The organism is Dysgonomonas sp. 511, from assembly GCF_010501105.1.
GTDB lineage: Bacteria > Bacteroidota > Bacteroidia > Bacteroidales > Dysgonomonadaceae > Dysgonomonas.
Genome location: NZ_QVMQ01000006.1, coordinates 112,203 through 128,600 on the forward strand (window position 1 = coordinate 112,203; position 16,398 = coordinate 128,600).

Genomic DNA, 16,398 nt, shown 5'->3' on the forward strand with positions numbered 1-16,398 from the left:
CTGGCAAATAGAATCCTGTTTCAGAGCTTTGAAAACCAGCGGTTTTAATATCGAAAAAACGCACATCAATGATATGCAACGTTTCGAAAAATTACTTTCAATTGTTTTCATCGCATTCTTTTGGGCATATCTCACCGGATTGTATATCCATAAGAAAATCAGAAGGATAAGGATCCTAAAGCATGGAAGACTGGCCAAAAGTTATTTCAAATATGGACTTGATTATATTTTTCAGTGGTTAGATAAACTGGATTTTAAAGAAAATATGAACCCTATGATATTTTTGTCATGTACTTAGAAAAACTATATAAATCTTGTAAAAGATGAGGCAGACCGAATGATTACCTTTTGGTCAATTTTAGTCTGGTAATTCAATGTGTTTTCAGAAACAAGGTCGACAAAAAGTCTGTTTTGATATAAGCCGCGATTTACTTCATTATCTTTTTTTGCATCTGTATTCCTATATCTATTATAATCCCTGTATGAGATATCGAAACCATTGGATGTTTTAAAGTTCATCCCTTTCATTATATTTATGTTCAAATAGGCAGAACCTTGCATACGATAATCTTTTTGATTGATTTTCTCATTTTCCATTATCATCACCGGATTGTGGTTTGCACTGGAAAACGGTTTTGCTGTTCCGGTCCATTCATCTCCCGTCATCGGATCATACCCTGAATATGGCATATCTGAAAACTGTGCACCATGAGCATAGCTACCCACTGGCTTGTTGGTAATAGCTGCTGTTTGTGCGGTATGCCTTACTGGCATCCAGCTAGGTATTCTATAAAAGTCTATGAAAGGAGCAGAAGGTCGGGTACGATACGAATACGTAGGAGCAAGATTAACTCCAAATGTAATATTCTTGGTAAGATTGGCGTCTATTTTGGCGCGCAAATTCATTTTCTTATACTCATTGTCGCGCATAATGCCCTGGTCGTCGGTATATGCACCCGATACATAATATTTCAATCCTTTAGAACCTCCCGATATACCCAACTGCACATTGTATATATTTGCGGTACGAAGTCCTTCTTTTTGCCAGTTCGTTTCATTATCGATGATATAAAACGGCATTTCATTTTTCGATGCCTTTGCAAAAGAAGTAGCCCCTCTCAGCTTCTCTTCCTCTACCCGCATAGCAACATATTCTTTCGATGTCATCACCGGATGTAGTTCATAATAGCCTTTGGTTCCCCAAGATGTTTTCAGCGAGTATTTCGGTTTGTCTATGGTTCCTCCTTTTGTTGTGATCAGTATTACTCCATTGGCCGCACGCGAACCATATATTGCTGCCGAAGCAGCATCTTTCAATACTTCGATACTCTCTACGTCATTCATGTTAATAGTTCCCAGCCCGTCTTCTACCGGAAATCCGTCAACAATTACCAACGGGGAATCCTCTGCGCTTATCGACCCCATGCCACGAACACGTACCTGAGGAGCCACCCCTATTTCCGATGTCGTATTCTGTATCTGCACACCGGCTATACGTCCTTGCAATGCCTGATCGAGACGCGAAGCTGGTATATCTTCCAACCCGTCGGTTTTCACTTTAGTGATCGATCCTGTAAGGTGCGATTTCTTTTGCACTCCGTATCCTACAACTACTACTTCGTCGAGCATTTGCAGGTCTTCGGCCATCGTTACATTTATTTCTTTCTGGCTTCCTACAGTTATAGTTTGTTGAACAAAGCCTACCATCTTGAATAATAGTACAGATTTGTTGCTTGGAACCTGCACTTTGTAATTTCCGTCAAAATCTGTAATTGTTCCGGTAGTAGTTCCCTGCACCGATACAGTAACCCCGATGAGAGGTACTCCGGTATTATCGACAACTGTACCGGTCACCTCTATCCCTCCTTGAGAAGGGGTAGATTGTGCTAGAAGGGATTGGCTAATCCCGAAAAACACTAAAATCATAATTATGACTTTAGCTTTTAATAATTGATTCTTCATGATCGAACTGTTTTTCGTTGGTTTCTTGATTTATCGGTTTATTAATTTTATATAATTTGCGATTATTACAGACGGGATTATTTCCGCCTTGTTAGCCCCAAAGGTATCAGAAGAGCTTTTTTTGTATTTGTAATATTAAATCAAATGCTTGCAATTATCACTAATGGGTTATTTATCACTAGAAAAACATTGAGAACATCTGATTTCAGGCTTCCGGCTTTTACTTTTCTGAAACCGTCTTTATCCACATACCATCCGATTCTTTATTAAATATATTTGACATATTAAACCCAAAATTGGTAGACCAGATTGGTTTGGCAAATATAAATAAATAATTTTCATCAAAACAAAGTATATTAAGTTAAAAATAAACACGCATCACGCATTTCGTACACAAAACACTACATATCAACAAAGTAATATCAAACATGTTTTTAAACACAAAGTTTTCACCGCCCTTTATTGCTTTTTTACAAAAACAAATCATACTTTTGGAAAACCAAATTGGTTTGCCAGATTGGAAAGTTTATTTAAAATTTCTACATTTAATGCTTTAAATAACGAAACAGAACACTATCAGCATTAAACTAAAAGAAAAAAGGAATGGAATTGGTCAACGAAAAAAAAACGGGCGGAGTAGATACAACAGAAAAACCTGTTGATTCTATCATCAACCAACTGAGGCATCTCATAAGTTCGGGGCAACTAAAACCCGGCGACAAACTCCTGTCTGAAAGGAAGCTTGCCGAGAAATTCGGCGTAGGCCGTGCCCCTGTAAGGGAAGCCATCAAGAAGCTCGAATTTTACGGAATACTGAAGACCCAGCCGCAATCGGGTACATTTGTTGCCGCGCTGGAAACTATGGAGCTGGAAAACCTTATAACAGATGCACTCCAGATAGAAACTTACGACTTCTATTCATTGGTGGAAACCCGCATGATACTTGAGGTAAACGCCATAAGGCTCTGCTGCGAAAGGCGTACTGATGAAGACCTCAAGCTTCTGGAACAAAGCATGCTCACCTGCGACAAAAAAATAAAAGAAGGCAGTGCAGCTATAGACGAAGACCTGAATTTTCACCGGCAAATAGCACAGGCGTCGAAAAACCAGGTACTCAAATCTATGATGCTCATCATTACGCCCGACATCATGACCAACTACCGCAAATACTGGATATGTGACAAAAACAAGGGCATTGCCGGCATGGAACACCAGTTGCTTTTCCAGTATATAAAGAATCAAGACGCCGATGCAGCCGAAGTGATGATGAAGCAACACCTGAGAGGTGTAATGAGCTTTGCCAAATCGGAAATAAATCCTGAATACACCAAAAACATCGAAAATAACAACCTAAAATTCTAAGACAACGTGAAAACTATTTCTGCTCATATTGCATCAATAATCATACTGCTCACTCTTGTTTTATCAAACAACGTCTTTGCTCAACACAAGCATCCACGCCTGATATTGAGTAACGATGGTGTAAATATGATAAAGAAGGAGATGGGGAACGCCCCCCTCTTTGACCAGACATTACAAAAAGCGAAAGCAGAAATAGACCTTGCTCTTACCCAACCTATAGAAGTGCCTGTGCCTAAAGATGCAGGAGGGGGCTACACACACGAAAGGCATAAGAAGAATTACAATGAGATGCACAAAGCCGGTATCTTATACCAGTTGTATGGCGATGAAAAGTACGCTTCATTTATAAAAAATATGCTGAATGCGTACGCCAAAATGTACCCTACCCTTCCGCTTCACCCCGTGCAGAAATCGAAATACAGGGGAAAACTCTTCTGGCAGGGGCTCAACGAGTGCGTATGGCTTGTACATACAGCTCAGGCATACGACTGTATATACGATTACCTGACGAAAGCAGAGAGGGATAATATAGAAAAAAACCTTTTTGCCCCGATGGTCAAATTTATATCCGAAGATAACTACGAGACATTCAATAAAATCCACAACCACGGCACCTGGGCCGTAGCCGGAGTGGGTATGATAGGATTCGTTACGGGTAACAAAGATTGGTCTGACAAGGCAATATATGGTTCGGAAAAAGATGGTAAGACCGGATTCCTGAAACAGATAGACCTACTTTTCTCTCCCGATGGATATTTCACCGAAGGGCCTTACTACCAACGGTATTCGTTGCAACCGTTCATCGTATTTGCACAAGCAATAGAAAAGAACCATCCGGAGCTAAAAATATTCGAATACCGCCAAAATATACTGGAGAAGGCAGTCAATACATCGCTGCAACTGGCTTATACCGACGGGCAGTTTTTCCACCTGAATGATGCTCTGGACAAGACCTGGCACAGCATCGAAATCGTTTATGGCGTAGATATTATCTATAACATTACAAAAGATCCAACGTTACTTTCCATTGCGAAAGAGCAAGGACAAGTCGTTTTGGGCGATGCAGGCATAGCTACGGCTAAAGCTCTGGTCGAAAACAAAGCACAACCATTCTCGCATAAAACAATATTGATAAGAGACGGTGCCAAAGGTGATGAAGGAGGAATAAGCATCCTGCGGATGGGAGACACAAGCGACCAGACAGCCCTTGTATTCAAAGCTACGGCACAAGGAATGGGTCACGGGCACTTCGACAAACTGTCGGTCTCGTATTACGACAACGGGCGCGAAATACTACAAGACTATGGTGCAGCACGTTTCCTGAACATAGAGCAGAAAAATGGCGGACACTACCTACCTGAGAACGACCTGTGGGCAAAACAGACAATAGCACACAATACGCTAACAGTAGACGAAACGTCGAACTACAAAGGGGAGTTGAAAACAGCCGAAAAATATTCACCTGCCATTACTTCTTTCTTCGATGGCAAGGAGATAAAAGCTGCTTCGGCAGTGGAAACAAATGCCTATCCGGGTGTGACTATGCAGCGTACTGTGGCTATGGTACAACCCGAAGGTTTCAGTAAACCTTTAGTTATTGATGTGTACGAAGCCATATCCGAAGCCCCGCACCAATACGACCTGTCGTATTATTACCTCGGGCAGCTGATATCGACCAACTTAGATTACAATGCACACACATCGCAAAGAACTCCATTAGGGACTAAAAACGGCTACCAATATCTATGGAAAGAAGCAGAAGCTACTACCAGTAGTGATGGAAATACTTTTATTACATTCTTAAATTCAAATCGCTTTTATACAATAACCAATGTAAGCGAAAAAGATAATAAATTCTTCCTGAACCGCATAGGAGCAAACGACCCGAATTTCAATCTCAGGAACGAGCCTTCCTTCCTTATCCGCAAGAATAGCAATTCGGCAGTCTTTGCTTCTATTATCGAGCCACATGGAGAATTTAATCCGCGCGAAGAATACACTATTCAGCCGGCATCGAATATAGCCAGTGCCAGTTGCACTAAGATAGGAGAAAACACCAGACAAATAGAAATAAAAACTAAAGACAACAAGACAATCAAAGTATTATTAGGTAATAATAAATACTCGGTTGTAGTAGAATAACTTTAAAAGAAATAAAGCTATGGAGCAAAAAGTACAAAGCAATCCGTTTTTCATTGCATCCGAAGAAAAGGTATATAACGCAGACAAAGGCATTACCCGCCAGTTTGTAGGGTACGACAACAGTATAATGATGATAAAGGTGATGTTCGAAAAAGGAGGTATAGGGCAACTGCATGCCCACCCTCACGCACAGACCACCTATGTTGTGTCCGGTAAATTTGAAATGAAGATCGGAGACGAAACCAAAATATTGCAGGCAGGAGACGGATTCTATACCGAACCCGACATTATTCACGGGTGTGTATGCCTCGAAGCAGGTATCCTCATAGATGTATTCAGCCCGATACGCGAAGATTTTTACGCAACTATATAAGACTTATACAAATGAAAATAAAAGGATTACGTTGGTGGGTCATCGGACTCATCATGCTGATTACTATCATAAATTACCTCGACCGCGGCACGCTCAACTATATGTGGGTAGCCAACATGGAATATCAACTGGTAGATCAGATATCGAGTGACGGTGCCGAAAACCAGGCACAGTTCCTACCCCATGAACAGGCATACAAACTGGTATCGAAAGGCGGGAATGAGATAATACAAAAGGCTGAAAACGTACACTTCAAAAACGATGGGCAAATAGTTGTCAACCGCGAAGGTATAGCTTACGACCTCGGCATTGTAGACAGCAGTGCCACACCTGAGGAAACCGACAAACAAGCCAAAGACATATTGGGTACTATTACCATATTCTTTATGATAGCTTATGGCATAAGCCAGTTGTTCTCAGGCAAAATGTATGATAAGATAGGTACACGCAAGGGATTCGTTATATCCGTATTGCTATGGGGTACGGCCGATGCCCTTACATCTCTGGCACGAGGAAAAATATCCCTCACCGGATTCCGCATGATGCTGGGATTGGGAGAAGCAGGCCCTTGGCCGGGCACAGTAAAAAGCAATGCCGAATGGTTTCCTCAAAAGGAACGCGCATTTGCACAGGGGTTGTTCAATGCTGCTGCTTCGATAGGCTCTATCCTTGCCCCTATAGTCATACTGATGCTCTATATGACTCTGGGATGGAAAGTTACATTTATCGTAGTCGGAGGGCTAGGTCTTGCATGGCTGATCCCGTGGCTGCTAATCAACAAAAAAGGGCCGAAAGAGCACCCGTGGATCACCGAAGAAGAGCGTCACTATATACTTAGCGGGCAACCCGAAGCTACAATAACTAACGATAAAGGCAAATCGTGGGGCGAACTGCTTTCGAACAAGAAAAACTACTCGGTGATACTTGGCCGTTTCTTCCTCGATCCTATCTGGTGGATGTTCGTCACCTACCTGCCGATGTACCTGATTTCGCAATTCGGGCTGAATATCAAGGAACTTGCGTTCTCGGCATGGATACCGTATGTAGGCGCAATGGTGGGAAGCCTTTCAGGCGGATGGTTCTCCGGACACCTTATCCGCAAAGGAAAGAGTGTAAACTATGCACGCAAAGTGGCGATGGTAATAGGTGGAATCATCATTATCCCAGCTATTATAGCATCGGTAATGGCTCAAAGCGCAGTGTTGGCTGTAATCCTGATGGCATTCGTACTCGGAGGATTCCAGTTCACAATGACCAATATACAAACCATTCCAAGCGACCTGCATAGCGGAAAATCGGTAGGCTCACTTGCCGGTATAGGTGGAGCTGCCGCCGTATTGGGTACTATCCTGGCAATGTTGTTTGCCCAGTATATAACCAGTTGGCCGTTACTGTTCGGATTGCTGGGTGCTTTGGTTCCTCTGTCTTTGATTTCTATATTCCTCACTATTGGAAAAATAGAACAAATTGAGAAAAAATAATTAAAACTTTATCTATATAAGAAACCTCAATCCCTCTAAAGAGTGGGATGCAAGGCTGAAAAAGTAACATAAATAAAACAGTAAAAAAAGTGTTACAAGTGTTACTTTTTGAAAGTAAAAATAATATAAACAATTAATAATAACCCAATTACACATAGAAGTAATTGTAACAAAAAAAATTAAATAAACGATCATGAGACTAAAAGGAAAAGTAGCCATCGTTACAGGTGGTGCAAGAGACCTCGGCCGTGCTGTTTCTGTAAAATTAGCATCGGAAGGAGCAAAAGTAGTAGTTAACTACTTCGACAAACTGGAAGAGGCCGAAAAGACTGAAGCATTGATAAAAGAAGTAGGGGGAGAGTGCATCATCGTCAAGGGTGACATGACCAAGGCGGCAGATGTAAAAAATCTTTTCGACGAAGGCCGCAAAGCCTATGGCGACAGAATAAACATTCTGGTAAATGTAGTAGGTGGTATTGTCGGACGCAAAACGATCACGGAACAAGACGAAGACTGGTACAACTTCCTGATGGATGTAAACATGAAAAGCTGCTGGCTATGTACGCGCGAAGTAGTGCCTTACATGACTGAGGGCGGTTCTATTATCAACTTCTCGTCTCTGGCTGCACGCGATGGAGGAGGCCCCGGAGCATCATTGTATGCAACGTCGAAAGGTGCAGTAATGACATTTACCCGCTCAATGGCTAAGGAGCTTGGCCCTAAAGGCATCCGCGTAAATGCCCTTGCCCCGGGAACAATCGCAACCTCTTTCCACGACAGGTTCAACACGCCTGAAAACCGTGAACGGATGAAAGGAGTATATCCACTTCGCAGAGAAGGTGATGCCGACGATGTAGCCGATTTGGTTGCTTTCTTCGCTGCCGACGATTCTGACTATATCACAGGAACAAACGTTGACATCAACGGAGGAATGTTCTTCTCATAAATAGGTTAACTATAAGCCATATAAGGGTGTTACACATCCTTATATGGCTTTTTAATTTTAAAAACAGACCATGAAAAAAGCACTATTACTCATATTGTTGGTAGCTTCGGTAATCGCCCTGAATGCTCAAAATGACACAACTAAATATGGTGTTGTCATTCCTAAAGGATTTACAGCACAAATAGATGTTGTGTACGACAAAGTTGGAGATTGGGAAGGCAAAGTCGACATCTATCTGCCACCAAATACAGGCAAACCAACTCCTATTTTAATCAATATTCACGGTGGAGGGTGGAATCACGGAAATAAGGAAAAACAGAAGGGATTCGGCTCATTCTTCAAAAATAAGATGGCTGTAGCCAATATGGGTTACCGTCTGGTAGACGTAGCCCCTGCCCCTGCTGCTATAGAAGACGTACGCAGTGTATTGGCATACCTGGTAAAGAACGCCAAAGAGCTGAACATAGATGTAAACAAAATAGTCGTTATGGGAGGTTCTGCCGGTGGACACCTTGCCATGATGGGTGGCTATCTAGGAGATAATATACTATTCGACCAGAATAGAAAAGATCTGAAAGACCTGAAAGTTGCCGCAGTGATTGATAAGTATGGCATTGCTGATATGGTCGATTTTTCTGTTGGGCCTAAACCTTATAAATCGGCGGTAAGATGGATTGGTAAAAAAATAGACAATGTAGCCTTTATCAGGTCGGTATCTCCTCTTTACCACATCAATAAGAATACCCCTCCTACATTTATTGTGCATGGCGATGCAGACCCTATTGTTCCTTATTCGCAATCGGTGGAGTTGAAGAAGAAATTAGATGAGTTCGGGGTAAAGAATATATTTATCACCGTTGAAGGAGGTGAACATGGAAAGTTTCCGCAAGAGAAACAACGCGAAATCAGCCGCTCTATAATATCTTTTTTGAAAAAGGTAAAAGTGATAGAATAAATAATGTTTTGGAGAGAAAGAGAGCTTATGGATAACTCCATAGGCTTTTTTTGTATTGATTCTGCATTATTCCCGTTTTCAATTATCTATAATTATGCAGAGTGTTATAAAAATCAAAGAGAAGTGGCTTTTGTCGCCCGTAGCATTTCGCGTTTACCGGGAGGGCCGGGCAAACGTTCTACAGTGAAGCCTGCTTGCTGCATCATCCGGCGGACTGCTCCTTTTGCGCAATAAGTGACAAGGATAGCGTTTTCTGCTGCTATTTTAAATAGATTGTCAAATATCTGCTGAGTCCATAAGCCGGGTTGCTTATCAGGGGCAAAAGCATCGAAGTATATTAGGTCGATATTCTTTAACTGGGAGAAATCGAATTGCGTAAAATCGGCTTCCAGTTTGGTTAAATGGAAATCGGGAAGTATCGGGATGCCTTCATCCCATTGTGCTTCATGCAATTGGTAGAATAATGATTTTTCTTCGCCCGCATAGCCTTCTGTATAATTCAGTTTGTCGGTTACAGATTTATCCAGAGGGTAGGCTTCTACCGATGTATAGTGAATGCTTATTTGCTGTTTGCAAGCTTCCAGTATAGTGAGGAAAGCATTTAATCCTGTACCGAACCCTACTTCAAAAATGCGTATTTCATTTTTGGAACAGGCTTTAAGGCCTGTATTGATAAAAATATGCGTCGACTCTTGTATGGCGCCGTTTACCGAATGGTAGTGCTCGTTGAGCGATGGCACAAAAAGAGTGTGAGACCCATCGGCTGTAAGTTCAATTTCGGGTTTCACACTCATTCCTGGCATTGGTGTGTTTAATTATTGGAGGTTTTCTATCAGAGCAACGGCATAGGCTGCAAAGCCTTCTTCGCGGCCTACAAACCCCATCTTTTCAGATGTTGTAGCTTTAATAGAAATATCTTCGATTGAGATCTGTAAAATATCCGCCATTGTTTTTTGCATGAGTGGTATATGCGGATTTATCTTTGGGCGTTCGGCGCATATAGTGGCATCTATATTGCCTATTTTGTAGCCTTTGGCAGTAATGACTTCAAGTGTCTTTTTCAATAGTATTTTGCTGTCGATGTTTTCGTATTCGCCGGCTGTATCGGGAAAATGAAAGCCTATATCACGCAGATTGGCTGCACCTAGCAGCGCATCGCAAATTGCATGTATCAGCACATCGGCATCGGAGTGGCCAAGTAGCCCCTGGGTATGATCTATCTTCACGCCGCCCAGCCACAATTCGCGATTGTCTGCCAAACGATGTACATCATACCCAAAACCTACTCTTATTTTCATTTGTTATTCTTATTTTGATATATTATCTGAACAAGTTTTTCATTCCGTCTATGTCGAAGGCCAGAGAGAAACGTAGAGTCTGGTCTAGTGGGTTTTGCTGTGCAGTAGCAAGCATATAAGCTACGTCCAGTTGGAATGCCGACAATTTGAATCCGGCACCGAATGAGAAGTACTGGCGGTTGCCTTTCATTTTGTTTTCGTGGAAGTAACCAGAGCGAAGGCGGAACTTGTTGTCATAATCGTATTCTGCACCGATCGACCACATGATTTCTTTCAACTCTTCTGAAAATCCGCCGGGTGCATCGCCAAACGATTTGAAGATGCCGGAAATAGAACTTCCGTCTCTGTAGTCTTTCAGTTTATTGGCGTATCTGGTGTCTTCCTGATCGAGCCTGTCCTGATAGTCGGCTTCAGATTCTCCGTCTTGTTTTATGATTGCTTTTTTCATCGGAGGGGTAGGAACCAATAGTTTATTGATGTCGGCACTTAATGATAATGTACTTACCTCGTTCAACGGATACATGATTGATGCACCCAGACGCAGGTTGGTAGGGATATAATCGTTGCGGCTACCTCCATCGGTAGATATTTTTGTACCTATATTAGATATATTGAAACCGAAGCTGAGCAAGCTTTCCGATTGACCGATATTCACATACGATTCGTTGTATCCGGCTATATCGGCAGCCCATGCATTTCCTGGTGATACCTCGTCATCGGCACCCGAATAGTCGGTACGGATATAGCGCACGGTGATAGCTCCCGAAAATGTTTCTGTCAGTTTGCGCGAATAACCCAAGTCGAATGCCATTTCGTATGGTGCTACGGTGAAGTGCATATCTTCGCCCATGACATCCATCATTTTCACATCTCCGACAGAAAAATAGCGGATAGATGCACTCAGTGCTTGGTTGTTCTCGTTTCCAAGTTTATAATATCCTACTCCGTAAGCCAGGGCTACATCGTTTACTATCTTTCTCAACCAAGGAGTGTATGATAGGGCAAATCCCGCTTTGCTTGGCGAGAACGCATATTTTGCCGGATTCCAGTGTTGGGAATATACATCCGGAGCTGTGGCTACACCGGCGTCACCCATACCTCCTCCGCGAGCATCGGGAGCAATGGAAAGGGATGGCACAGCGGTAAGTATCGGGTTGATATCATCTTGTGCAGCAACAGTGAAGGCTGATAATGCGCAGATATTTACGAGTAAAACCTTTTTCAAAAAATTCTTCATTTACAATATACTTTTAATTTTAGTAATCAATCTAAATTTGGGTTAAGGGCGGAAGATACACTCCCTATTTACAGATAACTTTGTTTTGTGTTATTTATTGTTTTTTCTTGTTTTTTTAACATTTTCGATTCAGCAAACATTTAGTTTTAAAAGATTTTCACTTTCTATGTATCCTGATAATTGATTGCCGATAGCTACTTTCCCTACTCCGGCCGGTGTACCTGTAAAAATAAGGTCTCCGGTTTTTAGTGTAAAGAATTGGCTGGCATAAGCTATTATTTTATCTACCGGATGTATCATTTGGTTTGTATTTCCGGTTTGAACGGTCTTGCCATCTATATCGAGGCTAAAATCCAGATCGGTGATGTCTTTTCCAAATTTATCTTTTGGAATAAGTTTTCCTATTGCGGCAGAATTGTCGAAAGCTTTGGATATTTCCCACGGAAGGCTTTTGGCTTTTAGCCCGGCTTGCAGGTCTCGTGCCGTGAAGTCTATCCCTATCGTGATTTCGCTGTAGTAGCGATGTGCAAAACGTTGGGCGATGTTTTTCCCCATTTTGTCGATCCTTACTACCAGCTCGGCTTCGTAATGGATGTCGGAAGAAAAGTCGGGTATATAAAATTCGCCTTTCTCTCCCGCATTGAGCAATGCGGTATCGGGTTTCATAAAAAGTACAGGACTGTCTTCTCCGCTTGACGGCGCCCTGTTCATTTCCTTATTGTGAGAGTGATAATTGAGTCCTACGCAAATTATTTTCATGTGAATATGCACGAATGAGAAAACATACAAAGATACGCAAGTTTTATTGCTTTTTCTTTATTCTTCCGAATATTTGACGGAATCGCATTGTTAATACCCCGAAAACACCTTCTGCAAATATCCCGGAGCTCATTTTGGATGTGCCCAGCAACCTGTTTACAAAAATGATAGATACTTCCTGTATCCTGAAACCAAGGCAATGGGCTGTATATTTCATTTCCACTTGGAAGGCGTAGCCCTTGAATTTTATTTTGTCGAGGTCTATTGTTTCCAGTACATTCCGTTTGTAGCATACAAATCCGGCAGTGGCGTCATGTACCTTCATGCCTGTCACTATCCGTACATAGCGGGAGGCAAAATAAGACATAAGCACGCGTCCCATCGGCCAGTTTACAACGTTTACTCCTGTATAATATCGCGACCCTACGGCTACATCAGCTCCATCCTCGGCGCAGGCGGCGTAAAGCCTGAGCAGGTCGAGCGGATTGTGTGAGAAATCGGCATCCATTTCGAATATGTATTCATAATTACGCTCAAGTACCCACTTGAACCCTGTAATGTATGCAGTACCCAAGCCTAGTTTGCCTTCGCGTTGTATCAAAAAGAGCCTTTCGGGAAAATCTTGTTGCAACCCTTTTACTATCTGGGCTGTTCCGTCGGGCGAATTGTCGTCGATAATTAGTATATCGAATCTCTTAGATAAACTAAAGACTGCTTTTATGATAGCCTCTATATTTTCTTTTTCGTTGTAGGTAGGTATTATTACTATTGAGTCCGACATAGGTTCTTGTTTTTTGCGAAACCACAAATGTAATATTTTAAGGACTTACTGTTAAAATAAATATGCCTAAAAATATCAAAAACAATCACTTTCTTGTTTTTCTAACTTCAATTTCGAAGAATAGATAAAACTTCTTTATGGAATTTACAGGCTTTTCATATCTATAGGGTAAAAAGGGGAATATTTAATAACAATTTTAAAAACTAGAATCATGAAAAATTCATTTAACTTAAATTCCTCAGAATGGTGCGACATTATTTTTGAAGGAAAAAACAAAGCTTACGGAGCTTTTGAATTAAGGCAGTCTTCTTCGAAACGCCATCTGGTAGCATTCGGGTTTATCCTGATCTTAGCTATTTTCATATCCTTCCTTCCATCTATTATAAATAAAATAGAAGCGGCCAATGCGCCGAGGACAGAAGGTGTGAATGACAAGTATAGGGTTATAGAGATAGATCAGATAAAAGAAGAACCGATAGCCGACCTTATTAAACCGGAAATACCGGAACCGCCAGTTTACCGCAAGATGGAGAAATTTGTACCGCCTACTATTGTCGACAATGATACGGAAATCAAACCCGATCAGGAAATGGTTAGTGTAAGCGATGTGCTCGACAATAAAGATGCTGTAATCGGAGCGTTTTCGGTAAAAGATGGCTCTACCGACGTTAGTGCCGAAATCAAGAAATTCAGGGACGATGTTATGAATGAGGGCAATGGGTCGGGAACGGCAAAGGAAGTACCTCCATTGATCACCGCCGAATTTCCTCCTCAATATCCTGGTGGAACACAAGAGATGTACCGTTATATTGCCGAAACTCTGAAATATCCGGTTGCCGAACAAGAAATGGGCATTCAAGGACGTGTAACAATACGGTTTGTAGTCAGCAAAACCGGAGATATAAAGGATATACAAATATTGAAAGGGGTGAGCCCTAATTGTGATAAGGAGGCTATCCGCGTACTGAAAAGCATGCCTCGCTGGATACCGGGCAAGCAAAACGGACATCCTGTCGCTGTTTACTTTACTATACCGATTGTGTACCAGCTGAAATCGTAATATCTTGACCTTTACTTATAAGCAGGATGGCCCGGACAGAAGAACTCCCCGGGCCATCCTTATTTTAGTAACCGTTTAATCAAACATCTTCCTGAAGTGGCTGAAAATCTTCTCTTTTACCGATTTACTTGGTTGGAAATTCGGTGAATTTTCTAAGCCCGTGAGTGTCGATTTTTCCGTATCGCTCAAGTTTTCAGGTATATATACGCTGATGTTTATCAGTAAGTCGCCTGTGCCATAACGGTTTACGCTAGGTAAGCCTTTGTTTTTAAGCCTCAGTACCTTACCCGGTTGCGTTCCGGGTTCTATATTTACTTTTACTTTTCCGTCTATTGTAGGCACAACTACACTTCCTCCTAATGCGGCGGTGGATATGCTGAGCAGAAGATTGTAGACAATATCATTATCGTCGCGGAACAATTCGGGATGTTGTTCTTCTTCTACCAGTATCAGCAAATCTCCATTAACACCTCCGTGGCGCGCGGCATTTCCTTTTCCGCTCATCGAGAGTTGCATACCTTCTGCCACTCCTGCCGGAATATTTATGTTTATAATCTCTTCTTCGCGTACAATTCCCTCTCCGGCACAATGGCTGCATTTCTTGGTTATTGTTTTCCCTTCACCATTACAGGTCGGACAAGTGCTTTGGGTCTGCATTTGCCCAAGGATGGTATTCATCACACGGGTAACTACTCCTGCGCCTTTACATGTATGGCAGGTTTCGTATGCAGTGCCATTGTCGGCTCCTGTGCCTTTGCAATGTTTGCAGGATACGAACTTGTTTACTTTTATCTTTTTTTCTACACCGTTGGCAATGTCTTTGAGACTGAGTTTTACCTTTACGCGCAAGTCGGAGCCCCTGTTTACTCTGGTGCCTCGCGAACTGCCAAATCCGCCGAAGCCACCACCAAAGTGCCCTCCGAATATATCTCCAAACTGCGAGAATATATCATCCATAGAGAATCCTCCGGAATGGCCGCCAAATCCTCCCGGAGCCTCGTGCCCGTACCTATCGTATTTGGCTCGCTTCTGGTCGTCGCTTAGTATTTCATAAGCTTCGGCTGCCTCCTTGAATTTTTCTTCAGCCTCGCTGTTTCCCGGGTTTTTATCGGGATGGTATTGGATAGCCTTTTTGCGGTAGGCTTTTTTTATTTCTTCCGTTGTTGCAGATTTGGTTATCTCCAGTACTTCGTAATAGTCTCGTTTAGTTGCCATGGGTTTTGCTCTCGGTTCTTTTATTTTGCTACGATTACTTTTGGATAGCGAATAACTTTGTCGTCCAGTGTATATCCTTTCTGAATGCTGTCTACAATCTTATCTTTGTCTTCCTCCGATTGTGCAGGGATAGTTGTCAGGGCTTCGTGCTTGTCGGCATCGAAAGGTTGTCCTATTGTTTCTATTTCTTTTACTCCGTGTTTGCCGAGAAAATTCTTGAATTTATTATATATAAGTTCAATGCCTTCTCTTACAGCCTCTATGTCTTCCGTCTTGGAAATGTTGTCCAATGCCCGGTCGAAGTCGTCGATTACAGATATAATATCTACAAGGACTTTCTCGCTGCCCGATCTCAATAGCTCGGCTTTTTCTTTCAACGTACGTTTGCGGTAGTTGTCAAATTCGGCATTCAGACGCAGGAAAGTATCGTTCAGCTCGTTGTATTTTGCTTCCCAGTCCGTCACATTGTCACCTTCGTTTGTCTCAGTAGCTTCTTCTTGCTGATTATTTGTCAGGTTGTCTTGGTTTTCCAACTCCTCTTTATCAGTAAATTTTTCTTCCATATTTTGATATTTGTTTTATTGTCAATTGCTTATGCCGATTACAGACGAGATGTGCAAATCTGTCTACATGTCATTATTTATCTATACAGCAAAAGCTTTGCCAAAAATAATAATATATGCGACGCAGTAGGTACATCTAGTAACATAGACTTTTGATTAGCTAAAATTCAGACAGGCTCCAAAAAGATTGCCACATGATGTTTTGATGGAATTGAGAATATGAGTAAATTTACAGCGCATCTGAGTAACTCTGTTGCTGAGAAA

Annotated in this window: 15 protein-coding genes and 1 pseudogene; 8 read left to right on the forward strand and 8 right to left on the reverse strand. The window is 41.9% G+C overall.

Annotation, left to right across the window (positions count from 1 at the left end):
• Positions 1–298, forward strand: a pseudogene (locus D0T57_RS15680) (IS4 family transposase); the annotation flags it as partial.
• Between the two features lie 5 nt (positions 299–303).
• Here D0T57_RS15680 and D0T57_RS04080 read toward each other — a convergent pair.
• Positions 304–1,962 carry a SusC/RagA family TonB-linked outer membrane protein gene (locus D0T57_RS04080; protein ID WP_221412281.1) on the reverse strand — a complete coding sequence of 553 codons (1,659 nt, stop codon included), beginning with the start codon at positions 1,960–1,962 and terminating at the stop codon, positions 304–306.
• Positions 1,963–2,565: 603 nt separating this feature from the next.
• On the opposite strand from D0T57_RS04080, the gene D0T57_RS04085 reads away from it, so the two are divergent.
• From D0T57_RS04085 to D0T57_RS04110, 6 genes are all read left to right on the forward strand, one after another.
• Positions 2,566–3,324 (forward strand): FadR/GntR family transcriptional regulator, encoded by a 759-nt coding sequence (locus D0T57_RS04085; protein ID WP_163271145.1) that lies wholly within the window; start codon positions 2,566–2,568, stop codon positions 3,322–3,324.
• Between the two features lie 6 nt (positions 3,325–3,330).
• Positions 3,331–5,466 (forward strand): heparinase II/III family protein, encoded by a 2,136-nt coding sequence (locus D0T57_RS04090; protein WP_163271147.1) that lies wholly within the window; start codon positions 3,331–3,333, stop codon positions 5,464–5,466.
• A 19-nt stretch (positions 5,467–5,485) separates the two neighbouring features.
• Entirely contained in the window at positions 5,486–5,839 is a 354-nt protein-coding gene (locus tag D0T57_RS04095) for a cupin domain-containing protein (protein ID WP_163271149.1), read from the forward strand.
• An 11-nt stretch (positions 5,840–5,850) separates the two neighbouring features.
• Positions 5,851–7,320 (forward strand): MFS transporter, encoded by a 1,470-nt coding sequence (locus tag D0T57_RS04100; RefSeq protein ID WP_163271151.1) that lies wholly within the window; start codon positions 5,851–5,853, stop codon positions 7,318–7,320.
• Between the two features lie 193 nt (positions 7,321–7,513).
• Complete coding sequence (locus D0T57_RS04105) at positions 7,514–8,266, forward strand: SDR family NAD(P)-dependent oxidoreductase (protein WP_163271153.1); 753 nt, start codon at positions 7,514–7,516, stop codon at positions 8,264–8,266.
• Positions 8,267–8,336: 70 nt separating this feature from the next.
• Positions 8,337–9,221 (forward strand): alpha/beta hydrolase, encoded by an 885-nt coding sequence (locus tag D0T57_RS04110; protein WP_163271155.1) that lies wholly within the window; start codon positions 8,337–8,339, stop codon positions 9,219–9,221.
• 113 nt (positions 9,222–9,334) lie between these two features.
• Here D0T57_RS04110 and mnmD read toward each other — a convergent pair whose 3' ends face one another.
• The 5 genes from mnmD to D0T57_RS04135 form a co-directional block, all read right to left on the reverse strand.
• A complete protein-coding gene (mnmD, locus tag D0T57_RS04115) occupies positions 9,335–10,015 on the reverse strand; it encodes a tRNA (5-methylaminomethyl-2-thiouridine)(34)-methyltransferase MnmD (RefSeq protein ID WP_163271214.1) in 681 nt (226 codons plus the stop codon).
• Positions 10,016–10,036: 21 nt separating this feature from the next.
• Positions 10,037–10,519 (reverse strand): 2-C-methyl-D-erythritol 2,4-cyclodiphosphate synthase, encoded by a 483-nt coding sequence (gene ispF, locus D0T57_RS04120; protein ID WP_163271157.1) that lies wholly within the window; start codon positions 10,517–10,519, stop codon positions 10,037–10,039.
• Between the two features lie 22 nt (positions 10,520–10,541).
• Entirely contained in the window at positions 10,542–11,756 is a 1,215-nt protein-coding gene (gene porV, locus D0T57_RS04125) for a type IX secretion system outer membrane channel protein PorV (protein ID WP_163271159.1), read from the reverse strand.
• Between the two features lie 129 nt (positions 11,757–11,885).
• Positions 11,886–12,515 carry a fumarylacetoacetate hydrolase family protein gene (locus tag D0T57_RS04130; RefSeq protein WP_163271161.1) on the reverse strand — a complete coding sequence of 210 codons (630 nt, stop codon included), beginning with the start codon at positions 12,513–12,515 and terminating at the stop codon, positions 11,886–11,888.
• Positions 12,516–12,558: 43 nt separating this feature from the next.
• Entirely contained in the window at positions 12,559–13,296 is a 738-nt protein-coding gene (locus D0T57_RS04135; RefSeq protein ID WP_163271163.1) for a polyprenol monophosphomannose synthase, read from the reverse strand.
• Between the two features lie 211 nt (positions 13,297–13,507).
• Between D0T57_RS04135 and D0T57_RS04140 the strand changes: the two genes are divergently transcribed.
• Positions 13,508–14,356, forward strand: a complete 849-nt coding sequence (locus D0T57_RS04140; RefSeq protein ID WP_163271165.1) for an energy transducer TonB — start codon at positions 13,508–13,510, stop codon at positions 14,354–14,356.
• Between the two features lie 75 nt (positions 14,357–14,431).
• Here the strand turns inward: D0T57_RS04140 and dnaJ are convergent, their stop codons facing one another.
• Both dnaJ and D0T57_RS04150 read right to left on the reverse strand, forming a co-directional pair.
• Positions 14,432–15,571, reverse strand: a complete 1,140-nt coding sequence (gene dnaJ / locus D0T57_RS04145) for a molecular chaperone DnaJ (RefSeq protein WP_163271167.1) — start codon at positions 15,569–15,571, stop codon at positions 14,432–14,434.
• A gap of 20 nt (positions 15,572–15,591) precedes the next feature.
• Positions 15,592–16,134: a nucleotide exchange factor GrpE gene (locus tag D0T57_RS04150; RefSeq protein WP_163271169.1), complete on the reverse strand. Its 543-nt coding sequence runs from the start codon at positions 16,132–16,134 to the stop codon at positions 15,592–15,594.
• Between the last annotated feature and the right edge of the window lie 264 nt (positions 16,135–16,398).